This is a genomic window from Clostridium sp. 'White wine YQ' (genome assembly GCF_028728205.1).
GTDB lineage: Bacteria > Bacillota > Clostridia > Clostridiales > Clostridiaceae > Clostridium_T.
In genome coordinates this window covers 2,084,552-2,110,708 of record NZ_JAQYUU010000001.1, presented here as the reverse complement: position 1 = coordinate 2,110,708, position 26,157 = coordinate 2,084,552, and the positions used below count along the sequence as shown (strand labels likewise).

Annotated in this window: 22 protein-coding genes; 15 read left to right on the top strand and 7 right to left on the bottom strand. The window is 29.9% G+C overall.

Annotated elements, in window-relative coordinates; genetic code table 11:
* Positions 1–13 precede the first annotated feature (13 nt).
* Entirely contained in the window at positions 14–1,249 is a 1,236-nt protein-coding gene (gene hydF / locus PTZ02_RS10580) for a [FeFe] hydrogenase H-cluster maturation GTPase HydF (RefSeq protein ID WP_274227748.1), read from the top strand.
* Positions 1,250–1,293: 44 nt separating this feature from the next.
* On the opposite strand, the gene PTZ02_RS10575 is transcribed toward hydF, so the two are convergent.
* The 4 genes from PTZ02_RS10575 to PTZ02_RS10560 all read right to left on the bottom strand — a co-directional run bounded on the left by PTZ02_RS10575 (position 1,294) and on the right by PTZ02_RS10560 (position 6,681).
* Complete coding sequence (locus PTZ02_RS10575; RefSeq protein ID WP_274227747.1) at positions 1,294–2,565, bottom strand: aspartate aminotransferase family protein; 1,272 nt, start codon at positions 2,563–2,565, stop codon at positions 1,294–1,296.
* Positions 2,566–2,576: 11 nt separating this feature from the next.
* Positions 2,577–4,511 carry a peptidase U32 family protein gene (locus PTZ02_RS10570; protein ID WP_274227746.1) on the bottom strand — a complete coding sequence of 645 codons (1,935 nt, stop codon included), beginning with the start codon at positions 4,509–4,511 and terminating at the stop codon, positions 2,577–2,579.
* 31 nt (positions 4,512–4,542) lie between these two features.
* A complete protein-coding gene (locus PTZ02_RS10565) occupies positions 4,543–5,265 on the bottom strand; it encodes a phosphatase (protein WP_274227745.1) in 723 nt (240 codons plus the stop codon).
* A 513-nt stretch (positions 5,266–5,778) separates the two neighbouring features.
* The gene (locus PTZ02_RS10560; RefSeq protein ID WP_274227744.1) at positions 5,779–6,681 is read right to left on the bottom strand and encodes an SDR family oxidoreductase; all 903 of its coding nucleotides are present in this window, start codon (positions 6,679–6,681) and stop codon (positions 5,779–5,781) included.
* A gap of 132 nt (positions 6,682–6,813) precedes the next feature.
* On the opposite strand from PTZ02_RS10560, the gene PTZ02_RS10555 reads away from it, so the two are divergent.
* The 8 genes from PTZ02_RS10555 to manZ all read left to right on the top strand — a co-directional run bounded on the left by PTZ02_RS10555 (position 6,814) and on the right by manZ (position 15,654).
* A complete protein-coding gene (locus PTZ02_RS10555; RefSeq protein ID WP_274227743.1) occupies positions 6,814–7,164 on the top strand; it encodes a hypothetical protein in 351 nt (116 codons plus the stop codon).
* Positions 7,165–7,280: 116 nt separating this feature from the next.
* A complete protein-coding gene (locus tag PTZ02_RS10550; protein WP_274227742.1) occupies positions 7,281–7,943 on the top strand; it encodes a PHP domain-containing protein in 663 nt (220 codons plus the stop codon).
* Between the two features lie 194 nt (positions 7,944–8,137).
* Positions 8,138–9,751 carry a hypothetical protein gene (locus PTZ02_RS10545; RefSeq protein WP_274227741.1) on the top strand — a complete coding sequence of 538 codons (1,614 nt, stop codon included), beginning with the start codon at positions 8,138–8,140 and terminating at the stop codon, positions 9,749–9,751.
* Positions 9,752–10,089: 338 nt separating this feature from the next.
* Positions 10,090–12,879: a sigma 54-interacting transcriptional regulator gene (locus PTZ02_RS10540; protein WP_274227740.1), complete on the top strand. Its 2,790-nt coding sequence runs from the start codon at positions 10,090–10,092 to the stop codon at positions 12,877–12,879.
* Positions 12,880–13,048: 169 nt separating this feature from the next.
* A complete protein-coding gene (locus tag PTZ02_RS10535) occupies positions 13,049–13,465 on the top strand; it encodes a PTS sugar transporter subunit IIA (RefSeq protein ID WP_274227739.1) in 417 nt (138 codons plus the stop codon).
* Position 13,466: 1 nt separating this feature from the next.
* On the top strand, positions 13,467–13,958 hold the full coding sequence (locus PTZ02_RS10530) for a mannose/fructose/sorbose PTS transporter subunit IIB (protein WP_274227738.1): 492 nt from the start codon (positions 13,467–13,469) through the stop codon (positions 13,956–13,958).
* A gap of 76 nt (positions 13,959–14,034) precedes the next feature.
* A complete protein-coding gene (locus tag PTZ02_RS10525) occupies positions 14,035–14,808 on the top strand; it encodes a PTS mannose/fructose/sorbose transporter subunit IIC (protein ID WP_274227737.1) in 774 nt (257 codons plus the stop codon).
* Between the two features lie 24 nt (positions 14,809–14,832).
* The gene (manZ, locus tag PTZ02_RS10520; RefSeq protein WP_274227736.1) at positions 14,833–15,654 is read left to right on the top strand and encodes a PTS mannose transporter subunit IID; all 822 of its coding nucleotides are present in this window, start codon (positions 14,833–14,835) and stop codon (positions 15,652–15,654) included.
* 78 nt (positions 15,655–15,732) lie between these two features.
* Here the strand turns inward: manZ and PTZ02_RS10515 are convergent, their stop codons facing one another.
* Together PTZ02_RS10515 and fba are read right to left on the bottom strand one after the other, a co-directional pair.
* Positions 15,733–17,931 carry a sensor domain-containing diguanylate cyclase gene (locus PTZ02_RS10515; protein WP_274227735.1) on the bottom strand — a complete coding sequence of 733 codons (2,199 nt, stop codon included), beginning with the start codon at positions 17,929–17,931 and terminating at the stop codon, positions 15,733–15,735.
* A 383-nt stretch (positions 17,932–18,314) separates the two neighbouring features.
* Entirely contained in the window at positions 18,315–19,178 is an 864-nt protein-coding gene (gene fba / locus PTZ02_RS10510) for a class II fructose-1,6-bisphosphate aldolase (RefSeq protein ID WP_274227734.1), read from the bottom strand.
* A gap of 280 nt (positions 19,179–19,458) precedes the next feature.
* Here fba and PTZ02_RS10505 point away from each other — a divergent pair, with 280 nt between their 5' ends.
* From PTZ02_RS10505 to PTZ02_RS10480, 6 genes are all read left to right on the top strand, one after another.
* On the top strand, positions 19,459–19,599 hold the full coding sequence (locus PTZ02_RS10505; protein ID WP_274227733.1) for a hypothetical protein: 141 nt from the start codon (positions 19,459–19,461) through the stop codon (positions 19,597–19,599).
* A gap of 163 nt (positions 19,600–19,762) precedes the next feature.
* Positions 19,763–20,194, top strand: a complete 432-nt coding sequence (locus PTZ02_RS10500) for a DUF4489 domain-containing protein (RefSeq protein WP_274227732.1) — start codon at positions 19,763–19,765, stop codon at positions 20,192–20,194.
* A 22-nt stretch (positions 20,195–20,216) separates the two neighbouring features.
* Entirely contained in the window at positions 20,217–20,675 is a 459-nt protein-coding gene (locus tag PTZ02_RS10495) for a DUF4489 domain-containing protein (RefSeq protein ID WP_274227731.1), read from the top strand.
* 130 nt (positions 20,676–20,805) lie between these two features.
* The gene (locus tag PTZ02_RS10490) at positions 20,806–22,200 is read left to right on the top strand and encodes a hypothetical protein (RefSeq protein ID WP_274227730.1); all 1,395 of its coding nucleotides are present in this window, start codon (positions 20,806–20,808) and stop codon (positions 22,198–22,200) included.
* A gap of 131 nt (positions 22,201–22,331) precedes the next feature.
* Positions 22,332–23,159: a transcription antiterminator gene (locus PTZ02_RS10485; protein ID WP_274227729.1), complete on the top strand. Its 828-nt coding sequence runs from the start codon at positions 22,332–22,334 to the stop codon at positions 23,157–23,159.
* 168 nt (positions 23,160–23,327) lie between these two features.
* Positions 23,328–25,331, top strand: a complete 2,004-nt coding sequence (locus tag PTZ02_RS10480) for a glucose PTS transporter subunit IIA (protein WP_274227728.1) — start codon at positions 23,328–23,330, stop codon at positions 25,329–25,331.
* 40 nt (positions 25,332–25,371) lie between these two features.
* Here PTZ02_RS10480 and PTZ02_RS10475 read toward each other — a convergent pair whose 3' ends face one another.
* Positions 25,372–26,067, bottom strand: a complete 696-nt coding sequence (locus tag PTZ02_RS10475) for an NAD(P)/FAD-dependent oxidoreductase (protein ID WP_274227727.1) — start codon at positions 26,065–26,067, stop codon at positions 25,372–25,374.
* Positions 26,068–26,157: the final 90 nt, after the last annotated feature.

The window sequence follows — 26,157 nt, the reverse complement described above, 5'->3', positions numbered from 1 at the left end:
GGAGAGTAATAATATGAGTTTAAATTCAACACCTAGATCAGAAAGAGTACATATAGCCCTTTTTGGTAAAAGAAATGCGGGTAAATCAAGCATAATAAATGCAATAACAGAACAAGAAATTTCTATTGTTTCAGAATTTAAGGGAACCACAACAGACCCAGTATATAAATCCATCGAAATACTTCCCATAGGGCCTTGCGTAATTATCGATACAGCAGGGTTAGACGATGAAGGGGAACTAGGAGAATTAAGAAAAAAGAAGACATTAGAGGTTTTAGATAAAACTGATGTAGCACTAGTTGTAGTTGACGGCTTAGTTGGAGTCACAGAGTATGATATAAAAATAGTAAAAGAAATAAAAGAAAAGAATATACCAATATTAGGGGTACTTAATAAAATAGATTCAAATGATTCATACGTAGATATGGCTCAAGATATGGCAAGAAAGCTTTCTATACAAGTTGTCCCAGCCTCAGCAGTGGCTAAAAAAGGAATAAAAGAAATAAAAAATAAAATAATTTCTCTCTTACCACAAGAGGAAGATAAATTTAAAATAGTTGGTGATTTAATTAATCCAGGTGATTTAGTTGTTTTAGTTACACCTATAGATAAAGCCGCACCAAAAGGAAGATTAATTTTACCACAACAGCAAACCATAAGGGATATTTTAGAAAGTGATGCAATAGCAATAGTTACTAAAGAATATGAGTTAAAGCAGACTCTAGAAAGCTTAGGAAGAAAACCTAAATTAGTTATAACAGATTCTCAAGTATTTCTAAAAGTTTCTGCAGATACACCAAAGGATATAATGTTAACCTCATTTTCTATATTATTTGCAAGATATAAAGGTGATCTTGTTGAGATGGTTAAGGGAATTAAAGCCATAAAGAATCTTAAAGATGGAGATAAGGTGTTAGTTTCTGAAGGATGTACTCATCATAAACAAGCTGATGATATAGGAAGAGTAAAGATACCTAGATGGTTAAGACAAATAACTGGTAAGGAATTAACTTTTGAATATTCTTCTGGAATGGTATTTACTGACGATGTTAAACAGTATTCATTAATTGTACATTGCGGTGGATGTATGCTTAATAGGACTGCAATGTGCTCAAGAATTAATGATGCAAAAGAGTATGATGTTCCAATAGTTAATTACGGAATGTTAATTGCATATGTACAAGGTATATTAGAAAGAGCATTAGAACCATTCCCAATGGCTAAACTTGAATATGAAGAATTAGAGTAGTATATAAAAAAGGTGCTGTTGCAATTCGCAACGCACCTTTCTATTTATTTTATTTTTTTAAGTACAGTTTCTAAACTTAATATCATAGAATCAATATCTTCTTTATTAATAACTAGTGGCGGTTGAAATGCTATAACATCTCTGTTTAATCCGTTTTTACCGATTAAGAATCCAAGATCCTTCATTTCCTCTAGTATGATATCTGTAATTTCAGCTGAATTAAGAGCTTCATTACTTGATTGAATTTGTAGACCTAACATAAGTCCTATACCTCTAACCTCTTGTATAAGTGGAGAAGAGAGATTTTCAAGTTTATGTCTTAAATAGTCACCCAATTCCTTTGCTCTTTGAACTAATGAGTTTTTTTCAATATAATTAAGAACACTTAAAGCAGTATAGGCTGTTACAGGGGTTCCTCCTAGTGTAGAAGCAGAAGGTTTATTAAAGGAATTAGCTATCTCATCAGTGGTTGAGAATGTTGAAATAGGAACTCCGTTTCCCAAAGCCTTTGCAGTAACTATGATGTCAGGAATAACATCATAGTGCTCAATACAGAACATCTTACCAGTACGTCCATATCCAGTTTGAACTTCATCAACTATTAAGAGTACATTATATTTCTCTAATAATTTTTTTACTTCTTTTATATAATTTAGAGGATATAATATTATTCCACCATTTCCTTGTAGTGGCTCTAATATCATTGCAGCAATTTTGTCTCCATGGTTCTTCAAAACTTCTTCTAGTTCTGCTAAAGACTTCTTCATAGCAATTTCATAACTAGTAGTACTAGAATATGGTCTTTCAATAAAAAAGATATTCTCTTTAATTAAGTTATCATCTAGTCTCCACATTGGTATTCCAGTTACACTTAGTGTTAAGTGAGTTCTTCCATGAAGACCACCAGTTAATGCTATAAAGCCTGTTTTTTTAGTATGAAGTCTTGCTAGTGCCATCGCACCTTCATTAGCTTCAGAACCTGTAGCACAGAAGAAGGTTCTCTTTATATCTCCAGGAAGTATATTTGAAAGCTTCTCTGCAAGATCCACCATTGGTTGAGTTAAGTATAATGTGCAAGTATGTTGTAATGCACTTAATTGTTCAATAGTATCCTTAAGTATCTCTGGGTTTGAGTGTCCACAATTCATTACGGATACACCTGAAAAGAAATCTATATATTTTTTATTATTTTCATCAAATAGATATTGCATTGAGCCTTTTACTATTTGAGGCGGATTTTTATAGAAGTTTGCAGTTGCTGGAAACATGTAATCTTTTCTTTTTTTCAGTATATTATCAGGTCCAATATAATTCATAATTTTACTCCTTATATAATTGTTTTAAATGATAAGGCTCCTAAAGTAAAGCCTGCTCTAACTGGCTTTAAATCTAAAAATAATTCATCACATTTTGATTTATTTTCTATTGCTTGTTTATAAATTTTAATTATATTTTCTAATTCACTAATAGAATAGGTTTGTCCTTCAATTCTTAAGCTTAGTGTATTATCAAAATTTAAGTCCTTTAAGATTGGCAATAAGCAAAGTTCTTTTGAAGTAAATAAATGATTCTTTCCATTCTGATCTATATATACAGGATTTTCGCCTTTATCCGTCATCAATACTAAGATATTATTATCAACATATTTATTATCAGCTTTATCAGTTGGCTCTAATGCATCTATATTCTCATAAACATTATGATCTAAATACATAACTCGCATAGGTCCGTGTACAATTAATTCTAAGGACTCATTAGAGGAACTTATAAGTCTTCCAATTTCGTTATTCTTAGTTTCAAAAGATAATGTGAATTCCTTAACTCCTAAATTTTTATAGAATTCAATAGCCTTATTATTATAAATATTTAAATTATAGTTTGTAATTAATGGGTATTTATTTGCATATTTTCTTATGGCGCCTAAATTAGATACTAGAAGTCCATCAAATAGATGACCATGATTTGATAAATATTGATCAATAATTTCAAATTGAAGCTCATTCATCATTTGAGGTAAATCAAGATATATCTTTGTATTATTTTTCTTGTTTACTAAATCATTTAACTGCTCAAGAGTGATAAATTCATCTGGACATAAAACTTCACAAGGAAGATATATTCTATCCACACCTTGTTCCAAACACAACTTAGCTTGTTCATAATTATTTACTTTTACTGATAGATTATGTTTAGAAGGAGTATTTGAAGTGTAGCTGCTCAATTCTGATAAAACCTCATTAATAGCCTTGTCAGTTATTTTTGGCTCTTCAGTTGGAGAAGAGAATACTTTACCTGTAGAATAGAACTTACCAGTACCTTCATAGCGAGTATTTATAAAATCTAATCCAGGTCTACCAAAAGCATATGCAGTAGTAAAATCTCTTTTTCTTCCTTCAAATAATTCTTTTGCATGCTTCTTTCTATTAAAGCCTAAAGGATCTTCTATGTATCTATCAATAGCTTCTCCATAAATATTTATTAAATTAACGATAAAGTCAGCATCCCTCATTCTTCCTTCTATTTTAAAAGAGGTTACACAAGCTTCAATAAGTTCAGGTATATGTTCATACATATACATATCCTTAGCAGCTAAAGGATATTCTGTAGGGTAGACGTTGCCATCTTTTTTTACTTTGTAAGTCCATCTACATGGCTTAAAGCATCTACCACGATTTGAACTATTTCCTAAAACTACTGAACTATAATAGCAATTAGCGCCGTTAACTGTACACATATCACCATGCATAAAGTATTCTGTCTCTATACCAGTCTGGTTTTGTAAGTGTTTAGCTGTTTTGAGATCCATTTCTCTGGATAAAACAACTCTGGACACACCTAAATCTTTTAAGGTTTCAACCATTTCTATATTATGTACATTCATCATAACTGAAGAATGTATTTCAAAGTTTTTTAAATTATGTTCTTTACAAATTTGTATTATTCCAAGGTCTTGAACGATAATTCCGTCAACAGCAATATCATTTAAATACTTAAGGTATTCTATTGCTTCATCAATTTCAGAATCATTAAGCATATTATTTACAGTAACATAAAGCTTTTTCTGAACCTCATGAGCTAGGGATAAAGCTTCTTTAACCTCTTCATCAGAAAAGTTATAACCCTTACGCATCATTCTCATATTTAGTGATTTACCACCAATGTAAATTGCATCACAATTTGAATTTACAACGCTTCTGAATATTTCCATATTACCAGCAGGTGCCAATAATTCTATTTTCTTTCCGTTAAAAAATCTTGCCATAAATCCTCCTAATGTATTACTTTTGTATTAATTATATCTCTTTTCCTTTTTCTCTAAGAAAGTCTAGAAATTCAGATTTACTACCATTAATTATTAATTCTTCAGGCATATCTATTTTTTTTAGAATCTCTATTGCAGCATCAAAATTTCCTATATGAAAACATGAGTGGGCATCACTATTTAAAATTATTCTAACCCCATGTTCTTTACATAAACGAGCAATTTTTGTGCATGTTTTGTCACTCCCAATTCTTGACCTAATAAAGGAGCTATTATTTATCTCAATTAGTATGTTTTTTTCTTTTGCCTTTTTTACTAAAGCTTCCTCATGAATTGGAAATTTCGGATTTCCTGGGTGACCAATTATATGTACATATGGATTATCCATTGCTTTTAGGAAAGCAGTTGTATTTAAATCAGCATCATCACTTGATTGCATAACAGGTTCATGTATGCTTGCAATAACTATGTCTAAGCTTTTTAGGACATCAGTAGGTAAATCAAGGTTTCCTTCATAATCTATAATATTTACCTCAGAACCATATAGCATTGTTACGCCGAAAAGTTCTCTTGGCATAATTTTTATGTTGCCGAAATACCATTCATGTGGAGCACCTGGCATTGTGGGACCATGGTCAGTAGTACCTAAAAGTTGAAGGCCTATTTCACTAGCGTATTTTGCGTTTTCTAACAAAGTAGTGTATGCATGGCCGCTAGCTACAGTATGGGTGTGCATGTCGAGAATATATTTCATATATTATTAACTCCTTTCAAAGCAATTAAATTTTACTAACCTTATTATATATTAAAAATTATACTTTTAGAGGTTAATTCATGATTTATACATATTTATAGTTGAAAGAAAGTGAAAATGAAAGATATAGAAAGTATATGAAATGTAATAAATGGACATAATCTCTTACCGGAATATTAGAGCGTAAATCATAAAATAAAGGTGTTTATTATCATGGGTCAAAGCTTATAGCTAAAAGTTCAACTGTTGACCAATAGAATTTTTTAAAGGCAATCATAAAAAAGCACAAACTTTAATATGCCTCGTAACGCACGATTTTAATGTTTGTAATTATGTAGTATATAATTAGACAATTAGAAATTATGAGGAATTATTCTGGGAAATCAAAACGTAATAAATAAACAACTATAAATTTAATAAATGGACAATGTTGATAATATAGCCATAATAAAAAAGGAAGGCATAGCTTATAATAAATGAATTATTATAAGACATGCCTTCTGTATTAGTTTATTAAGAACTTATATATCCTCCACCATCAACGTGCAATATCTGGCCAGTTACATAACTAGAATCATCAGATGCTAAGTAGACATAAGCTGGAGCTAATTCTGCTGGCTGACCAGCCCTTTTCATTTTAGGTTCTTGAAGTCCAAAGGTTGATACGTATTCTGCTGAATAACTTGATACTATAAGTGGAGTCCATATTGGACCTGGAGCAACTCCATTAACGCGAATCCCCTTTTTAACTAAATTAAGTGCAAGTGACCTAGTAAAAGATACAATAGCACCTTTAGTTGAAGAATAGTCTATAAGAAGTTCATGTCCTTTGTAAGCAGTTATGGAGGCAGTATTTATTATTGAACTTCCTTTTTTAAGATAGGGTAGAGCTGCTTTTGTAACGTGAAAAAGTGGGAAAATATTAGTTCTATAAGTGTTTTCTAATTGCTCTGTGGTGATATCCTCTAAGCTGTTTTGAGGAAATTGAACGCCTGCATTGTTTACCAGTATGTCTAAGTGACCAAAAGTCGAAACAGTGGTTTCAACAATCTCTTTACAGAAGTTTTCATCTCTTAAGTCTCCAGGGATTAATATACATTTTCTACCTTGCCCCTCAACGAGGGCTTTTGTAGCTTCAGCATCAACATGTTCATATAAGTATACAATTGCTATATCTGCCCCTTCTTTAGCAAAGGCTAAAGAAACAGCTCTTCCAATTCCACTGTCACCTCCAGTAATTAGCGCAACCCTATCTTTTAATTTACAACTACCTAAATAGTCAGGATTATCAAAAATTGGTTTAGGATACATAAGTGCTTCAATGCCAGGTTGCACTGGTTGATGTTGAGGTGGAAAAGTTTTAGGCTCATTTTTACATTCAACAGAATATCCGAAATATGGATAAGAATTAAACATTTATATCCTCCCTTAAATGTTTCAATATAAGTATATGTTTTTTATTAAGTTTGAGTGAACGTTTATGGTATACTGTATTATAATGCTTAATTGTATAAATCATTAAAAACAAAAATAGGATAGGTATTTAAAATGAAAGAGGATAATATTAGAGTAATTGATTTAGCTAATGAATTAGGAATATTTCTTAAAGTTGTCACTTCAGTGAAGGCTTTTGAAAATTATAATAGTTTTTTTAATATTTATGATCAATTTGATGAGCCTTGCAGAAGAATTGTTGTGTTAACTCCTTTTAATGAATTAGAGGAGGTAAATGACGAAAATCCTGATAAGGATATTTTAAAAGGTGAATTAATTGAAGGTAATGTATGGTTAGAAGAGTATCCTTTGTTAGTAAGTCCCAAAGATATATTGCTTGATAAAATAGAAATATCAAAGGAACTGGCAGAAAAAATAAGAAAAATGTTTTTTAAAAATCATTAAATAGAGTAAATATGTCATAAAAATTAAGATGAAACATTTTTATTGAAGTATAAATATAATATATAGAGAATCATGAAATATAGAGGAAAAATATGTACACAAAAGGAGACTTTCATATGCATAGTACATTTTCTGATGGAGATTATTCGCCAGCAGAACTTGTAGTTATGGCAAAAGAAAAGGGCTTAGATATAATTTCTATAACTGATCATAATACCATTGATGGAGTAGAGGAAGCAATAAATCGGGGTGAATTAGAAACTGTCAAAGTTATTCCAGGGATAGAGCTTTCTACAAGGTTCAGAGGGAAAAAGGTCCATGTCTTAGGATATTTTAATGAAAAAATCCTTAAAAATAGTAACTTTAGAAAAGCATTAGAGTATGTGAAAAAGAGTGATATCTTATCATTACAACAGTTGCTTGGGTTTGAAGTGAAATTGGATGAGGAAAGTGTCAAAAATAAAATTCATACAAATTCAGGTATTAAGTTATTGAAACATTTTGGGGGGGTAGTAGTACTTGCTCACCCAATAAAAATTAAAAATGAAATAATTAATGATATACTTAAATTAGATTTTCATGGCATTGAAGCAGTGTATTGGAAAAACTCCAAAACAGATAGTGAATATTTTATGAGCCTAGCAAGAAGAAAGGGATGTTTTTACACTGCAGGATCTGACTTCCATTCAGATAAGAGAGTAGACAAACGACACGGAAAGCTGGGAGAGGTATTTATTAATAAAGAAGAAATTGATAACTTTATAAATAAAATAAGCTGATTATTATAGCAAACTTTTAAAACGGAGGCCTATAAAGTGTACCCCATAAATGTTTTGGGTACACTTTACCATGGCCTCTGTTTCTTGCTTCCTAAGTATATTTTCACATATTTTTGCGACAATGTTACCATAGATTTTCCGAATTAATGTACTAATATTAGTATATACTATTTGATAAGAATAAGGAGGAGAAAATGGAATTTATAAGAAAGAATGTATTTAATATAATAATGATCTTAGCAATAATATTATCTATAGGTTTATGTGTTTATACTGTAGGGAATTATACTAAAAATACAGCCAATACAAATAATTATGCTCAAGGAAATTTTCAAGGAGGAAAAAATAATAAAATGCAAATGCCGCCAGATGGGGAAATGGGTAACGCACCTAATGCAAATATAAATCAAAATAATGGTGTTAATGCAAATAATCAAGCTCAAAGACCTCAGTTTCAAGGTGGTAATATGAATAGAGGAATGAGTTCTTCAGGAAGTAATAAGTACATATCACCAGTACTCATTGCCTATATAATAGTATTCTTCGGAGCATTTATAACTTTATTTTCTTTTAGAAAGAGAAGAAGAGTTGCTCTTTCAGATAAAAATAAAAAAATACTAATATATGGTCTATTAGCCCTAGGGTTACTCTTAAGAATTTCATTAGGATTATATTCCCAAGGATTTATTTCTGATATTAATTTATTTAAAAATTGGGCGACTACAGCAGCTAATAATCTTACTGGATTTTATTCAGGTTCTAGAACTAGTGATTATCCGCCATTTTATATTTATATATTATTCTTAACGGGAAAGTTTGCAAGTTTGTCTTCAATTAATCCTTACTTTACTTTTTTAATAAAGCTGCCATCGATACTTGCAGATATTGTAACAGCCTTTTTTATCTACAAAATAGGAAAGAAGTATATTAAAGAAGAATTAAGTATGCTGATTTCTATATTTTATATATTTAATCCAGCGATTTTTATTAACTCAACAATATGGGGGCAAGTTGATTCATTTTTTACAATGATAATAGTAATTGCAGTATATTTAATGACAGAAGGGAGAATTGCATTATCTTCAGTAGTATTTGCTATTGGAGTATTGATGAAGCCTCAAGGAATAATATATCTTCCAATATTATTTTTTGAATTGGTTAGACGAAAAGATATTAAAAGCTTTATTTTATCTGGAATATCAGCATTTATTACGGCTTTAATTATTATATTACCATTCTCTATTACCCAAGGATTTACGTGGATAATTAATCTATTCGCTAATACAATAGGTGAATACCCATATGCTTCAGTAAATGGATATAATTTTTTCGCTTTGTTAGGTCAAAACTATACAAAGGATTCACAGAGTTTTATCTTTTTTAGTTATCATACTTGGGGAACTATTTTTATTATATTAATAACATTATTTACTTGGTTTATTTATATTAAAGGCAATAGCAAAACCATTGCACCCATCGCAGCATTAATACAGATTGCAGGTGTATTTACTTTCTCAACAAGTATGCATGAAAGATACTTGTTCCCAGCAGCTGCACTAGCACTTCTAGCATATATTTATATTAAAGATAAAAGACTTCTTATATTAGCAGGAGTATATAGTTTGACAATTTATTTAAATACTCAAGATGTTCTATTTAGTACAGGAAATAGTATGGGTGGTACACCTTCAGGATTTCTATTATTTATTACATCACTAACAAATGTTATAGCATTTATTTATCTTGGAAAAATAGCATGGGATATTGCAATAAAAAAGAGAGTGTATGAGTTAGAAGAAAGTATCTAGTATGAAACTTCAATAAAAAGCTTTATATTACTTTAAGTAGTATAAGGCTTTTTTTATATAATTTATGAATGAATATGATTGTATTTGAATGAATGTGAATGAAAATATTGATAATTATATAAAAAGAACATAAAATATAGATATATATAATTTTATATTAATATAAAACAATCAAAAATGATCAAAGTGTTTTAGTAAATGTTTAATGGATAATAGAAAACTAGTATTTCAGATACCTTAACCAATTATTAATTTAGATTTATATTGATACAAATTCTGGCATGGATATTGCTGCTATAGATTACTTAGATTTAAAGATGTAAAAGGGGGATAATATAATGAAGAGAATAGATAAAATATACTATTATCTTGAGGAAAATACCAAAAAACTTACTAGAGAAGAGTTGATTAATGATATTGGGTTTACATCTGTAAAAATAGCAGAGGAACTGAACATGTTAAGAAATAATGTTAGTAAAGAGCTTAATGAACTTTTAAGAGTTCATAAAATCATTAAAATAAAGGAGAGGCCAGTAAGATTTTTACATAAGAAAACTTTGGAATCCATATTAGGTATTAAGATAGAAGACGATTTGATTGAGGTAAGAAGTGTTAATGATATCATTATGAAAAACGAAAAAAAAGAACCTTTTAAATTACTTATTGGATCAGAAAAAAGTTTGAAAAATCAGATTGAACAAGCAAAAGCTGCTATTCTATATCCACCAATAGGGCTAAATACATTAATAATAGGACAAACAGGAGTAGGAAAGACATTATTTGCAAAATTAATGCATAACTATGGAAAGTTTGTTGGAAGATTTCCTGAGAACTCACCATTCATTGTTTTTAATTGTGCTGATTATTATAATAATTCACAGCTATTACTAGCACATATTTTTGGGTATGTGAAAGGAGCATTTACTGGTGCAGATTCTGAAAAGCAGGGTTTGGTAGAAAAAGCTGATGGAGGAATTTTATTTTTGGATGAGATACATAGACTGCCTCCAGAAGGGCAAGAAATGATATTCTATTTTATGGATACTGGGCAATATAACAAAATGGGAGAATCAGAAAGAACTAGAAAATCTAATGTGTTTATAATATGTGCTACTACTGAGGATACTGATTCCTACATGTTAAAAACATTTATGAGAAGAATACCAATTACAATAAATATACCAAGTCTTCAGGATAGAACCAATGAAGAAAAGGTTGAAATAATAACACATTTATTTTTAAATGAAGCACATAGAGTAAATAAGTCAATAAAAGTTACAGCAGAAGTTGTTAAAGCGTTGATAGGAAGTGCAACTTATGGGAATATTGGACAATTAAAATCTAACATTCAACTTACTTGTGCAAAAGGATTCCTTGATTGTATAAGTAATAATAAGGAGGTTATAGAGTTAGAATTTAAAAATTTATCTCCCAATATTAAAGATGGTTTTTTTGAAATAGGAAGGGATCGAAGAGAGTTTCAAAAACTAGACTCTATAATTAATAAGCCTCTTGCAATAAATCCAGATGGATATAAAGTGCTAGTTGAAGGAGAGGATCCTTATGAACCACCTTTTAATTTATATAAGATAATTGAAGATAAACTCGGACTACTAAAAGAAGAGGGTATGGACGATGAGTATATTAATAAATTCATAACAACTGATGTTAATATTCATATTAAGAGCTTTTATAATAAATTTTCTAGAAATAATGAAAATAAAGAGCGTATCTTAAAAATTGTTGATAAGGAAACTTTAGAATTTGCTGAAGAAGTAAAAACATTAGCTGAAGTTGAACTAAATAGAAAATATAGTGATAGGTTTGTATATGCATTCAGTCTTCATATTAGTTCATTTTTTAAAAGAATTAAAGAGAAGAAATATGAAAAGAAACAAAGTTATTCAACTGTTAATAATAGTGATAAGGAATATAGCGTTGCAATAAAAATTAAAGACTTAATAAGTGAAAGATTTGGTGTTAAAGTACCAGAGGTAGAAGTTACTTATATATCCATACTTTTAAAGTCCATAGAAGAAGAGAGAGATGGTAATGTGGGAATTTTAGTTGCAGCACACGGAAATTCCACTGCAAGTAGTATGGTGAATGTTGTAAAAAGCTTATTGGGAAATAGTAATATAGGTGCAGTAGATATGCCACTTGATGTTAGTCCTAAGGATATATTAGAAATAGTTATAAATAAGGTTAAAGAGATGGACAGTGGTAGGGGAGTACTACTGCTTGTAGATATGGGGTCTTTAGTTAAGTTTGAAGCTACTATTATAGAGAGAACCGGAATAAAAGTCAGAAGTATAGATATGGTTTCTACACCACTTATATTAGAAGCAGTCAGGAAATCAAGTATTTTAGATATTGATTTAGAGGATATATATAATTCGCTAAAAGATTTTAGGGGATACACAAACTACCTCAATGAAAAAGAGTATGTAGAAAATAAAGTTATAATAACAGTTTGTTCTTCAGGAAAAGGAACAGCAGAAAAATTAAAAGAAATGGTTGATAGGATTATAGTAGATTTAACTGGAGAATATATAAAAATCATACCAGTAAGTGCAAGAGAACTAGATAAAAAAATTAGCGAACTGAAGAAGAATTACAGTATTTTAATGGTAATAGGAATAAAAAAACCAGCAGAAAAGATCCCATTTATATCCTTGGAGAAGTTAATGGATAGTAAAGGCGAAAAAATGCTTAAAGAACTTCTAGTTAATAATAATTTAGATGTAATAAATGAAGATTGTGGAATTGTAATTAAAGATTTATGTGAAAATAGTTTACAAGAATTTCTTACCTATCTAAATCCGCGAAAGGCAATTGGCGTATTAATGGAGTTTGTATCAACCATTGAGAAAGAATTGCATATTGAATTAAGTAATAAAGTTAAGATTGCAATTATCAATCATTCTGCGTATGCATTAGAGAGAATGCTTATAAATAATAGCTTAAGATACGAAAATGATAAAGAGATTTTTGACAAGAAAATTATTAGTTCAGTAAGCAATGCAGCAAAAGTTTTTAAAAGAACATTAAATATATCACTAACTGAAGATGAAAAATATTATATTTGTGAAATGATAAGCTCTAAAGTATCAAAAATATGTCTGTAACATTGTAGTTGTATCAAAACACTCTTATTTTGTATTAAAAATGAGTATCTTTAATGGATATTCAATAAATTAATTGTAATAACTCGAAAAAATCACCGATTTTTTTCATACAAACTTGTTGGCATGGAATTTGCTCATATATAGTTTGTGAAAATAAGGAGGTGATTTTTTGATTGGAATAATAGTTGGAACACATGGGGAATTTTCTAGGGAGATTATAAATTCCTCAGAAATGATATTTGGAAAACAAGATAATTTAGGTTATGTTACCTTCAATACTGGTGAAAGTGCCGATGATCTAGTTAGTAAGTATGAAAGAATTGCTGAAAATTTAGATTGTTCTGATGGAGTGCTTTTTGTAGTTGATTTGTTTGGGGGAAGTCCATATAATGCGGCGAGCAGGGTAGTAGTAAATAATAAAAATATGGATATAGTTACTGGAGTAAATCTGCCTATGTTATTAGAATTATTTGCTGCACGAAGTTATGCCAGTCTAAAAGAATTGGTAGAGATAGCTGAAACATCAGGAAATAGTGGGATAAAGTCATTTTGGTCAAATTATGTTGATCTTGAGGAGGAATTATAGTATGGAAATTAGTTTTGTGAGAATTGATGATAGGTTAATTCATGGACAAGTAGCTACAGTTTGGACAAAAGTTTGTAAATGTAACAGAATAATGGCCTGTAGTGATGAAGTTGCTCAGGATAATTTGAGAAAAACTTTATTACTACAAGTAGCTCCACCAGGAATAAAAGCTTACGTTTTGCCAATTGAAAAGGCCATAGCAGCTTATAAAAATCCAAAATATAACGATTTTAAAACTTTATTCTTATTTACGAATCCTAAAGACGTATTAAGAATGGTGGAAGGAGGTGTAGATATTAAGTCAGTAAATGTCGGAGGAATGTGCTATAGAGATGGGAAAACACAGATAAGTGGAGCTGTATCTGTGGATAAGAATGATATTGAAGCTCTAAAAAAGCTAAATGAAAAAGGCATAGAATTAGAAATTAGACAGCTGGCAAGAGATTCTAAAGTGGATTTAATGGCTAAGTTAAAAAGTATGAATCTTTTATAAGGTTTATTAAAAACAAAGTTAATATTTAGAAACTCTAGCAATGTAATTATTTTTATAATTAAAGGAGGAATTATTAATGAATGGTTTGCAAATTATTTTAGTAGTATTAGTTGCAGCTTTTTGTGGAATGGGAAGTGTTTTGGATGAGGGACAGACTCATAGACCATTAGTTGCATGTACACTTGTAGGATTAGTTTTAGGAGATATAAAAACAGGAATTATTTTAGGTGGTACATTAGAAATGATGGCATTAGGTTGGATGAATGTTGGTGCTGCGATGGCACCAGATGCGGCACTTGCAAGTGTTATTTCAACAATTCTTGTAATCGTTGGCAAACAATCAATAGGGGCAGGAATTGCTATCGCAATTCCAATAGCAGCAGCTGGACAAGTGTTAACTATATTTGTTAGAACAATAACAGTGTTTTTTCAACACTTAGCTGATAAATATGCTGAACAAGGAAATACAAGAGGCATAGAAATATGCCATATACTTGGGTTGTCATTGCAAGGATTGCGTGTAGCGATTCCAGCAGGAATAGTAGCAGCATTAGCAGGAACAGAAGCTGTTACAAATATGCTAGCAGCGATTCCAGAAGTAATTACAAGAGGTTTACAAGTATCAGGTGGATTTATAGTTGTTGTTGGTTATGCAATGGTAATAAATATGATGGGTTCAAAACATTTGATGCCATTCTTCTTTTTAGGATTTGCATTAGCAGCATTTACAAACTTCAATTTAATTGGATTTGGAGTGATAGGTGTAGTTGCAGCAATATTATACATTCAAGTAAGTCCTAAGTATAACAAAACTTCAAATGATGATATTGACGACTTAGAATTACAATAATAATTAATCAAGAGGGGTGTAAAAATGAGTGAAAAAAAATTAAATAATAGTGATATTAAAAAGATGTTCGTTCGTTCTTGGTTTCTTCTAGGATCATTTAACTTCGAAAGAATGCAATCAGTTGGATTTTGCGTTACTTTAATTCCAGCATTAAAAAAGTTATATAAGGGAGATGAATTAAAGGATGCTCTAAAGAGACATTTAGAGTTCTTTAACACTCAACCATTTATATCTGCTCCAATAATGGGAGTTACAGCAGCAATGGAGGAACAAAGAGCTAATGGTGCACCTATTGATGATGCATCAATAAGTGGAGTTAAGGTTGGACTTATGGGGCCATTAGCAGGGGTTGGAGATCCAATATTTTGGGGCACTTTAAGACCAGTATTAGCAGCACTAGGTGCATCTATTGCAGTGGGTGGAAGTATAGTTGGGCCATTAATATTCTTCCTCGGATTTAATATGATAAGACTAGCAACTAAATGGTATGGATTAAAATATGGTTATGAAAAAGGAACTCAATTGGTTTCGGATATGGCAGGTAATGCATTGCAAAAATTAACTGAAGGTGCTTCAATACTAGGACTTTTAGTTATGGGCGCATTAGTTTCAAAATGGACAAATGTTAATGTTCCATTTGTTGTTTCAAGATATACTGGAACGGATGGAAAAGAAGTAGTAACTACAGTACAAACAATTTTAGATCAATTAATGCCAGGACTAATACCACTAATATTAACATTTGTATGTATGAAGTTATTAAAGAATAAAGTAAATCCACTTGTAATAATACTAGGATTATTTGCAGTTGGTATAATTGGATATGCATTAGGAATTCTAAAATAATTATAGATTCATAAAAATAAAAAGAAATTGATACTTGAAAATTAATTCTATGTATCAATTTCTTTTCTATATTTATTGTTAAATTATAGCAATTTGATTTCTACCACGTTTTTTTGCAATATAAAGAGCAGTATCAGCCTTTTTTATAAAATCTTTAATAGTAATATTTTTATTTGGAACTATTGAAGTTACTCCAAGTGACAGCGTTACCTTATCAGATACTTTAGAATAAGCATGAGGAATATTTTTGAACTTAACTATTTCTTGAAGATTTTCGCATAACTCTCTAGCTTTATTTAATGAGCACTCAGGCAATACAATTATAAACTCGTCTCCACCATAACGTGCAGCAAAAAAGTTTTCATTTTCAAAAGTAGATAAGATTTTAGCTATCTTAACAATGCATTTATCTCCCTCTAAATGTCCATAATTATCATTATATTCTTTAAAATAATCCACATCAAATAGTACAAGTGAAATACGATTACCACTTTCTAAAGTCCTATTCCATATATCCTTTAAGTAACTATCTAATTTTCTCCTATTTGGAATTTTAGTCATGCTATCATTTTCTGATAAAAAGAGAAGTTTCTTATTTAATTCCCTAAGTTGTGCTTGTACGGCGTGAGTTTTTTCTATTTCCTTTTCTAGTTCAGATGATTTTATTGCATTGTTAATTGCAATAGAAGCATAAGAAGACAAAGATTTTATCATCTCAATATGATAAGCAGTAAAAGCATGCTTTTCTTTACTTTGAATAGACATAATGCCTATAACTTTAGTGTTTATTATTAGTGGGCAAAATATAAGTGAGTTCAATTCTTGATCTTTTTTGTTTATTTTAAAACGATAGGTTTCTTCATCCATATGATCTAGATATTCTGAACTCATATCATTCACAATGATAAATTCTGAATTAGTAATGCATCTACTTGTAAAACTTTCATACTCAGCAATTGATAGACTAGCTTTTTTTCTCTTTTTACCTTCATCAAAAACATCTAAGTAATTTACAGTGGAACTTTCTTCATCATATAAACCAACACCAAGATATGTGAAATCTATTAGGTTTTTTATACTTGAATGAAGTATATCTATTATTTTGTTTAAATTTAATGTTGAGGTGATTTTTTGTCCTAATTCACTTATTATTGAAATTTTCTCTATTATAGTCTGAAGTGAGTCAGACCTACTTTTTAAATTTTCATTATTTACTATCATTTCGTTCATTCGTTTTTTAATTTTTAAGTTATTAGCTAAGTGATTATGAAAAGCATACAAATTTTCTCTTTCATTCTCATAATGCATTTTTGAGTATTTATATGAATTCTCGTAGTCCCCTAATTCACCGTAAAACATGGAAAGTAAACTAGAAGTTTCAGAGATTTTTTCTGTCATATTGCTCTTTATAGCTAAAATACAAGCTTCTTTTAATTTACTTAATGCTTTATTCACATTACCACGTTCTTTAAGATACTCAAAGTAATTTATTAATATGTCAATCTTATAAAAAACAGGTGAGTGATTTTTATTAATATTTAATGCAATATCAAAATAATCTTCTGCCTTTATAAAATCAGATTTTTTCCAATAGGATAAAGCTAGTAGCTTATAGCAATCTGATTCTGGCATTTTATAATTATATTTATTAAAATATTTTAATGCAGTATATGAAAGTTCAGTAGATTTATCATAATCTTCTAACAAATAGTATAATTCACCTAAACTTAAAAGGGTTATTCCCTTAGAAAACGAATAATCAAATTCTTTATCAATTTCATATGCAGTTTTACAATAATTTAGGGCCTCATGATAATCATTAAGAAATTTATAAATTTCTGAAATGTTATTTAGTGTACGAACCATTGATTTTTTTGTAGAAGAATTTTCATCAAATTTTTTATTACAATCAATCAAAGTAGCAGTTTCCTCAGCTTTGCTATAAAAATCCATACTCCGATCATATTCTCCTAATTCACTAAATATAATACCTAATTGGTTATAACAACCACATTGAAGGTCATATAATCCTTCTTTTATAAAGATATCTAATGAATAATAAGTTAAATCTATAGAGTTTTCATAGTTTCCAGTATTATAATATGCTTCTGATAAAAAGTATTTTGATATTGCGCATCCAAGTTCGTAGCCAATCTTTTCTGACATTACTAAGGTTTCATTAGCAAGGGTCAAAGTCTTTTCGTAATTAACATATTTTATTTTATTAATTTCAAGTAGAAGCAAATTGATTGAATCTCTATTTATAGTATTATTCATATACTAACCCTCATAACTTAAATAATTTATCAATAATAAATACGCAAAAATAACATATTTAAAAATAATATATCATAACTGTGGACTTGCATACAATATTTTCCGTATAAAAACATAATTGGTATTTTTATCAACAAAGATGATTAAAAATGAAAATAAAGAATAAATTTGTAATATTATAAAATATTGAGAAACTAAATAAACCTAATTATTACATTAATATAAAAGCGGGGTAAATTATTGTCGTTTTATACATTAAAATGATAGAATATTTTTTTTATTAATTTAAATTTATAAATATTTTTATTAAAATAAAAACGCCTTAAATTTATAAAACATAAATTTAAGGCGTTCAATTTTTACTTTACTATGTCAAATAGAAACTAAGCTTTGTTTACTGATCCGAATAGTTCCATTTTTTCTTTAACTGTAGCTTTTATAGCTTCGAATCCTGGTCCTAATAGTTTACGAGGATCGAATCCTTTTCCTTCTAAGTCTTTTCCAGCTTCTATATACTTACGAGTAGCTTCTGCAAATGCTAATTGACATTCAGTATTAACATTTATTTTAGCAACTCCTAAAGATATAGCTTTTTGGATCATGTCAGCAGGAATTCCAGTACCACCATGTAAAACTAGAGGAACATCACCAGTAGCATCTTTAATAGCAGCTAATGCAGTGAAATCTAATCCCTTCCAGTTTGCAGGGTATTTACCATGGATATTTCCAATACCAGCAGCTAACATAGTAACTCCTAATTCAGCTATTTGCTTACATTCTGATGGATCAGCTATTTCACCTGCTCCAACAACACCATCTTCTTCTCCACCGATTGAACCAACTTCTGCTTCTACAGAAATACCTTTTTCTCCAGCGATTCTGATGATTTCTTTTGTCTTTTCAATATTTTCTTCGATTGAATAATGAGATCCATCGAACATTACTGATGAGAAACCAGCTTCGATTACTTTTAAAGCACCTTCGTAGCTGCCGTGGTCTATGTGTAATGATACTGGAACAGTTATATTTAACTCTTTAATTAATCCATTAACCATACCTACTACAGTAGTGTAACCACCCATATATTTTCCTGCTCCTTCAGATACACCTAATATTACAGGTGAATTGTTTTCTTGAGCAGTTAATAAAATAGCTTTAGTCCATTCTAAGTTGTTAATGTTGAATTGACCAACAGCGTATTTCCCTTCTCTAGCCTTGTTTAACATTTCTTTTGCTGAAACTAACATACGAAACCTCCACGAATTAAGATTTTACAAATACTTCCACGAAGAAAACATTTGTAATATATTTCATTTCTTAAGGCTTATTATAATCCAAAAGTAAAAAAAAGAAAACATTAAATTTGTTGAAATATCAAATAGGTTAATAATTTAACAATCTGACAATGTAAAGAAGCAATAATAAAGAAACATTAAATGCACATTTTCACAGTGAAAATATTCACTCTAAATTTTGTCAGAATAAGTTTCATATAATTTTCAAAAGATAAAATTGGAGGTGATAAAATTGACACAAAAATTAGGAAAAAATAATAGAACAGGTGAGAAATCTTATTATAGAAATAAGAATAATAAATCAGCTGCCAATCCAGTAAACACAAATGAAGATGATGATATGACAAAACCAGTAAGAGGATTACCTAAATAGAATACTTAAAAATTCACTAGGACTAAATTTAGTTTTAGTGAATTTTTTTGCCTATTTATATTTACATAGTTAATTTGCAGAAAATGTAACATCATGTCGAGAACGTGAATAACTTATATAAGACGACCATTTTCTATGCTAAATCTAATTAGGAGGTAAGTAAATGAGTGAAGTTATTTTAAGGGCAAACACAGGTGGTGTTGGACCATTTCCAGTTTTCACAACTCCACTAGTAGAGGAAATGCCTGTAGTAAGTGTTTCAATAGATACTACACCATTAAGAAATCCAGCGACTCTTTTAACTTTTACAGCTCAAATAAATATGCCAGCAGAATTAAATGTAAATTTGGCATTTACCATAAAAAAATATAGTTCACAAGGTGGGGTACAAACAATTGGGGGAACTTATGTATTTTCATCTATAGCTGAATTATTAGAAGCTGAGGCTTTTTCATTCCAGTTCTTTGACAATGGTAATGCTAGAGGAAATTTCACCTACACAGTACAAGTGGCACCAAATTCATTTATAGGTATTGCACCAGGATTAACGATTACTAATGCAGTTTTAAGCGCTTTAGCAGTCGACCAAGCATGATAAAAGTTAGGGGGCTCAAAATATGAATTTAATTTGCGAAGGCTATGATAATAGGGAATCAAATGTAGTGTTAAATGCTGCAACTGGAGGCGTAGGACCATTTCCTGTTTTTACAACCCCGCTTATAAAAAATGTTCCAGTAGTAAGTGTTACAATTGATACTACAACACTTAGAGATCCTTCAGTATTACTATCATTTACGGCTCAAATAAATATGCCAGCAGAACTAAATGTAAATTTAGCGTTTACTATAAAAAGATCTAATAACCAAGGTGTAGAGCAAACAATAGGGGGAACCTATGTATTCTCATCAATAGCAGAATTGCTTGAAGCAGAATCATTTGCATTTCAATTTTTAGATACTATCAATACAAAAGGAATTTATACCTATAGTATTCAACTAGCTGCAAATTCCTTTATAGGTATAGCGCCAGGCTTGACAATAACAAATGCAACATTAAGTGCATTAGCAGTAGGCTGATTTTTGTGCAGGGATTATTTCAATTAGTGATATGATCCCTGTCTTTTTATTTTAGAAATTAAAGAACAAATTTGGTGCATTTTGAATAAATATATTAATAGTAAGAAAATTTAAGGTGGGGAGATGGAGAATGAGTGTATTAAAGATTGTACCATCTAAAGAAAGAACTATAATGAATGGAGTAGTACAATTTTATTTAAGAAAATCTTTAATTGGTAATTTTCAGAACTCTTCAAAAATATATAAAAGTGTATATAGTTTTGAATTAAATGATTGTGAAAATAAAGGGCATCTAAAAAACATAACTCTTAATTTTTATTTAGAAAGCTTATTTAACTGTGAGAATTTAGATATAGGAATGACCTTAGTAAAGAAATATAGGGATAATAGTTTAATTAAAAATGAACTAAAGAAAATAGTTACACAAGAAGATACTAGGAAATACTTTAAGGTAGACTTAAGAAATGTTTTAGGTGAGAGAGAGTTAATGTTGACTGAAGAAATTTATTTGGGCGTATATAGTAATTCTATAAGTGGAATCGCTATATTTGAATCAAAAAACAGCTCAAATAGTCCCTTTATATTAATAGAATGGGAAGAAAAAACTGAAAAAATACAAGGAAAGAATATATTAGAGAGTTATAAAATAGTAAAAGAAAAGAATTATGAAAAAAACATAGATACAAAAAAAGATGAGTTAGAAAGTACATATGAGGATCAAGTTTGGGATGAGAATCTTAAAATAGAGGAAACTACTGAGATTGAAGAAATGGAAAAGTTTGAAGAGGAACTAGATATTTCTGAGATACAAGAGGTGCATGAAAATGATGAAGTGAAGGAAAATACACCAGTAGAGGAATATAACATAAAGCAAGATGAAGTAGAAGAAAAAATTGAAGAATTTAATGATATTAAATTATTAGAGGAAGCAAATAAATCAGAGAGTTTAGACGTTACAACTAAATCACAAAGTAGTAATAAGTTTAAGGCAATTTTTATTAAAAATAAAGTTTCAAATGAAAATATAAGTATATATAAAGAATTATTAAAAAAACTTGTAGGAGAAAGTATTGAAGTAGAAGTTGAAGATAGAGAAGTAAGAATATTTAAAGGGATAGTTAATTCAATTAATGGAGACTATGTTCAATTAAAGAGAAATGAAATATTTAATGTAATTTCAATATTTTATATATCAAAAATATCTGGTGGTGAGAAATTAAATCAGATTAGGATAGAAAATTTATATAGAAATAAGACAAATAAAACAAATGAAGGACTAAATAGTGTATTATCTTATTTAAAAGATAAAAATGTAAGCTTAATACTAGATGAATCTCCTATGAATATTGGAAAGGTTCAAATTCTAGATATATATGATGGAGCAGTAAAGGTGAAGAAAGTTAATAATTGCTTACATCCTAAGTACTATATTTTAAATACTCATTATATTAAGGTAATAGAGAATATTGCTTTAGATGAAGAATATTTTAATAGAAATATAGAAAAAGTTGGACTTCATGGATAGTGAGGTCCTTATTTGTTTTCATTTCTAATTGATTAATAATCAAAGCTATTATAAAATAATATAATGTCCGGATATAAATCTTGCTAAAAATATGTATAGACTAATATATTTTTGTAAGTGAGGAGGAAGTAATGGAGGAGTACGTAATAAAAAAAGTTTTAAATAATAATGTTGTAATTGCTGAAAAAGATTCTAATGAATTTGTTTTAGTGGGTAAAGGTATTGGATTTAATACAACAAAAGGTACTAGACTTCCAGAAGATAAGATAGAAAATATATTTATAAAGCAATCATTTAAATCAAAAGAAAACTTTAATAGAGTTTTACAGGATATAAATGGTGAAATAGTAGGAATTTCAGAAGAAATAATTTCATTATGTGAAAAGGAATTGGATGTTAAAATTAATGGTGCTATACATGTATCCCTTCCAGATCATATTAATTTTGCAATTACAAGAGCAAATGAAGGAATACGAATTGAAAATCCATTTTTACATGAGTTAGAAGCTTTATACTCAAAAGAATATGCACTTGCTGAAAAAGCTCTAAATATGATAAATGAAAGATTTAATATTAAATTACCTAATGATGAGATTGGCTTTATCTGTATGCATATTAATGCAGCTATAGGAGAGCAAGAAGTTGGAGCAACTTTAGCCTATACTAAAAAAGTAGGCGAGATTATGGATTTCTTATATAAGCTTTTAGGAAAAACACCAGATAGAGGTTCTTTAGGCTATGTGAGAACCATTACTCACTTAAATTTTATGATAGAGAGAGTTAAAAATAAAAAAAATATTAAAAATAATTTGCTTGACATAATAAAAAAAGAATTTTATAATCAGTACGACATTGCGATAAAAGTTGCAATAAAGATGGAAAATTTATTTTCTATTAAGATTCCTGAAGATGAGATAGGATATATCGCTCTTCATATAAATAGAATTAAAGAATTATAAGTAGTGTTACTATTTAATTAGGCACGAGCTTAAAGAAATAACTATGGGATAGTTATATTCTTTTGCTCGTGCTTTCTTTTTGTTTTTATACTGAAGTAAATAAAAGACTAATAATATTTTTGCTTCAGATATATATTTTTTTATACATAAAACATAGGAGGAATCATAATGAAGAAACTTTTTTCAGTACTTCAAAAGATAGGTAAGTCATTAATGTTACCAGTATCAGTTTTACCAGCTGCCGGTTTACTATTAAGATTTGGACAACCAGACTTACTAAACATACCTTACATGGCTCAAGCAGGTGATGCAATATTCACTAACTTACCAATGATATTTGCTGTTGGTGTAGCCATAGGATTTTCAGGGGGAGAAGCTGTAGCTGCTTTAGCTGCTGTAGTAGGTCAATTAATATTACAAGCAATTATAAAAGTAGCAAGTGCTAATGCTGCTTTAGCGTTAGCAACAAAAACAGCATCAGAGCAACATGTTTCATTAGATGCTTTTGTAAACTCATCAGCATATGCTGACATAGTATCAAAAACAACTATTAACATGGGAGTTTTTGGTGGAATAATAATAGGGTTAATTGCAGGTGCTTTATATAATAGGTTCCATGATATAAAATTACCTCAAGTATTAGGTTTTTTTGGTGGAAAAAGATTTGTTCCAATTATAACATCTATTGCAGCTTTAATATTTGCAACAATTGGCGTGCAAATATGGGGACCAATTCAAGATGGAATTAATACATTTTCACAATGGGCAAGTACATCAGTCTTAGGTCCAGCATTTTATGCTGCTGGTAAGAGATTACTTATTCCTGTTGGATTACATCATATGTACTATCCAGCATTCTTATATCAATTTGGTGAATATGTTTCAAATGGTGTAACTTACTTTGGTGACTCAGGAAGGTATTTCCATGGAGATCCAAATGCGGGTATCTTCATGGCTTCAGAATATCCTGTATTGATGTTTGGACTTCCTGGAGCAGCTGTTGCTATGATTGCTGCTGCAAAAAAAGAGAACCGAAAGAAAGTAGCGGGTATGATGATTTCAGCTGCATTTGTTGCCTTCTTAACAGGAATAACTGAGCCAATAGAATTCTCTTTCATATTCGTAGCACCAATACTATTTGTATTCCATGTTGCTGCAGCATTTTTATCCGGAATAATTACTAGCTTATTACATATAAGATTAGGATATACATTCTCAGCATCATTTATTGATTATCTACTAGGATTTAAATTTGCAGGACATCCATTACTTATTTGGGTAGTTGGTATAATATATTTTGCTATGTATTTTGTTGTATTCTACTTTACAATAAAAGCTACAAATGCAAAAACACCAGGTAGAGAAGATGAAGATGAAAATGCAATTGCACCGATTAATGCAAAAGGTAGCGAAAGAGCAGCCAAAGTATTAGAAGCAATTGGTGGAAAAGATAATATAGAAGTTTTAGATGCTTGTATAACAAGATTAAGACTAACATTAAAAGATCCTTCAGTAGTTGACCAAGCGACACTAAAAGCCCTTGGAGCTGCTGGTATATTAGTTGCAGGAAGTAATGTTCAAGCAATTTTTGGAACTGAAGCAGAAAAAATCAAAGATGATATAAAAGCTATAATTGCTAATGGCGGATACGTTCCGACTACAAGTGCGGTTGAAGTTAATGAAATAGCAGAAGATACTAAAAAAGTAGCTAGCGGAACAGTAGCTAATTTAGCAACTCCAATTGAGGGAGAAATAGTTACTTTAGATAAGGTACCAGATGAAGTTTTTGCAGGTAAAATGTTAGGGGACGGATTTGCAATAATTCCAGTAGGAAATGAAGTACATGCCCCGGCTGACGGAGAAGTAAAAGTATTATTCCCAACTAAGCATGCAGTAGCAATTGAAACTATTGATGGACTTGAAATGTTGATTCATGTTGGTATTGATACTGTTGAATTAAATGGTGAAGGTTTTATAGCGCACGTAAACCAAGGAGATAAAGTTAAAAAGGGTGATTTATTATTAACTTTTGATCTAGACATAATTAAAGAAAAAGCTAAGAGTAATATTACTCCAGTGATTGTTACAAATATGGATGCAGTAAAAGAAATTAACGTTCAATTAGGAAACAAAAAGGATGGAGAAAATTCAGCAGACATAACTTTAAATTAATAATAAAGGCTTCTCAAAATTACTTTGAGAAGCCTTTTAACTATACAATTTCATTTTGATGATTATAATCAAATTCCTTAGGATCTTGAGCATCTACTCCTTTTTTAAACTTATCTAAACCAATTCTCTCAATAAAATCACTAACTTTTTCTCCAAAACTAGCATTCTTTTGATAGAAAGCAAATATTTTCTCTACTAATTCATAAGCTATTTCTTCTGTAACATCTACTGCGATTATGTCTGCAATTCTAGGATTATAGCCAGAAGATCCACCAGCAGTCACTCTAAAACCAGTTTTGTCAGCAATTACACCAACATCCTTTGAGTAAACCCCACCACAGGCATTTCTACAACCTGCAACTCCGATTTTTGCTCTATTAGGCATAGATGCACCGTGAAACTTTTTAGAAAGTCTCATTCCAATTGTCATGGTATTTGCCTTTGATCTTTTACAGAAGGCAGCTGGACATATTTCAACATTTTTTACTGAGTAAATATTTTTAACAGCTGGTTCCATGCCTAGTTCATTCCATATGTTTTCTAAATCTTCTTCCTGAAGATTAGTTATTAATATTCTTTGTCCAGATGTTATTTTTAGAACAGCATTATACTTTTTCGCAACTTCAGCTATTTTTATAAGATTGTCAGGAGTAATAAATCCACCAGGGATATGTGGTGTTATCCCAAAAGTTCTTTTTCCATCTCTAACTTTTTGTAAATTACCATAGTGTGGCATATCCGCATCCTCCAATTAATATCATTAGTTTAACTTAAAACACTTTATATCAGTATTTTAATATATAAATAGCATTTTGTCTGTAATCTA

What these genes read in the sequence shown, in the direction of transcription:
- PTZ02_RS10550 (WP_274227742.1), top strand. Translation starts at nt 7,281, where the DNA reads ATGCATAGTACATTTTCTGATGGAGATTATTCGCCAGCAGAACTTGTA.
- PTZ02_RS10525 (WP_274227737.1), top strand. Translation starts at nt 14,035, where the DNA reads ATGAATGGTTTGCAAATTATTTTAGTAGTATTAGTTGCAGCTTTTTGT.
- PTZ02_RS10530 (WP_274227738.1), top strand. Translation starts at nt 13,467, where the DNA reads ATGGAAATTAGTTTTGTGAGAATTGATGATAGGTTAATTCATGGACAA.
- fba (WP_274227734.1), bottom strand. Translation starts at nt 19,178, where the DNA reads ATGTTAGTTTCAGCAAAAGAAATGTTAAACAAGGCTAGAGAAGGGAAA.
- PTZ02_RS10565 (WP_274227745.1), bottom strand. Translation starts at nt 5,265, where the DNA reads ATGAAATATATTCTCGACATGCACACCCATACTGTAGCTAGCGGCCAT.
- PTZ02_RS10555 (WP_274227743.1), top strand. Translation starts at nt 6,814, where the DNA reads ATGAAAGAGGATAATATTAGAGTAATTGATTTAGCTAATGAATTAGGA.
- PTZ02_RS10515 (WP_274227735.1), bottom strand. Translation starts at nt 17,931, where the DNA reads ATGAATAATACTATAAATAGAGATTCAATCAATTTGCTTCTACTTGAA.
- PTZ02_RS10500 (WP_274227732.1), top strand. Translation starts at nt 19,763, where the DNA reads ATGAGTGAAGTTATTTTAAGGGCAAACACAGGTGGTGTTGGACCATTT.
- PTZ02_RS10560 (WP_274227744.1), bottom strand. Translation starts at nt 6,681, where the DNA reads ATGTTTAATTCTTATCCATATTTCGGATATTCTGTTGAATGTAAAAAT.
- PTZ02_RS10545 (WP_274227741.1), top strand. Translation starts at nt 8,138, where the DNA reads ATGGAATTTATAAGAAAGAATGTATTTAATATAATAATGATCTTAGCA.
- PTZ02_RS10485 (WP_274227729.1), top strand. Translation starts at nt 22,332, where the DNA reads ATGGAGGAGTACGTAATAAAAAAAGTTTTAAATAATAATGTTGTAATT.
- PTZ02_RS10540 (WP_274227740.1), top strand. Translation starts at nt 10,090, where the DNA reads ATGAAGAGAATAGATAAAATATACTATTATCTTGAGGAAAATACCAAA.
- PTZ02_RS10575 (WP_274227747.1), bottom strand. Translation starts at nt 2,565, where the DNA reads ATGAATTATATTGGACCTGATAATATACTGAAAAAAAGAAAAGATTAC.
- PTZ02_RS10570 (WP_274227746.1), bottom strand. Translation starts at nt 4,511, where the DNA reads ATGGCAAGATTTTTTAACGGAAAGAAAATAGAATTATTGGCACCTGCT.
- PTZ02_RS10495 (WP_274227731.1), top strand. Translation starts at nt 20,217, where the DNA reads ATGAATTTAATTTGCGAAGGCTATGATAATAGGGAATCAAATGTAGTG.
- PTZ02_RS10490 (WP_274227730.1), top strand. Translation starts at nt 20,806, where the DNA reads ATGAGTGTATTAAAGATTGTACCATCTAAAGAAAGAACTATAATGAAT.
- hydF (WP_274227748.1), top strand. Translation starts at nt 14, where the DNA reads ATGAGTTTAAATTCAACACCTAGATCAGAAAGAGTACATATAGCCCTT.
- manZ (WP_274227736.1), top strand. Translation starts at nt 14,833, where the DNA reads ATGAGTGAAAAAAAATTAAATAATAGTGATATTAAAAAGATGTTCGTT.
- PTZ02_RS10480 (WP_274227728.1), top strand. Translation starts at nt 23,328, where the DNA reads ATGAAGAAACTTTTTTCAGTACTTCAAAAGATAGGTAAGTCATTAATG.
- PTZ02_RS10475 (WP_274227727.1), bottom strand. Translation starts at nt 26,067, where the DNA reads ATGCCACACTATGGTAATTTACAAAAAGTTAGAGATGGAAAAAGAACT.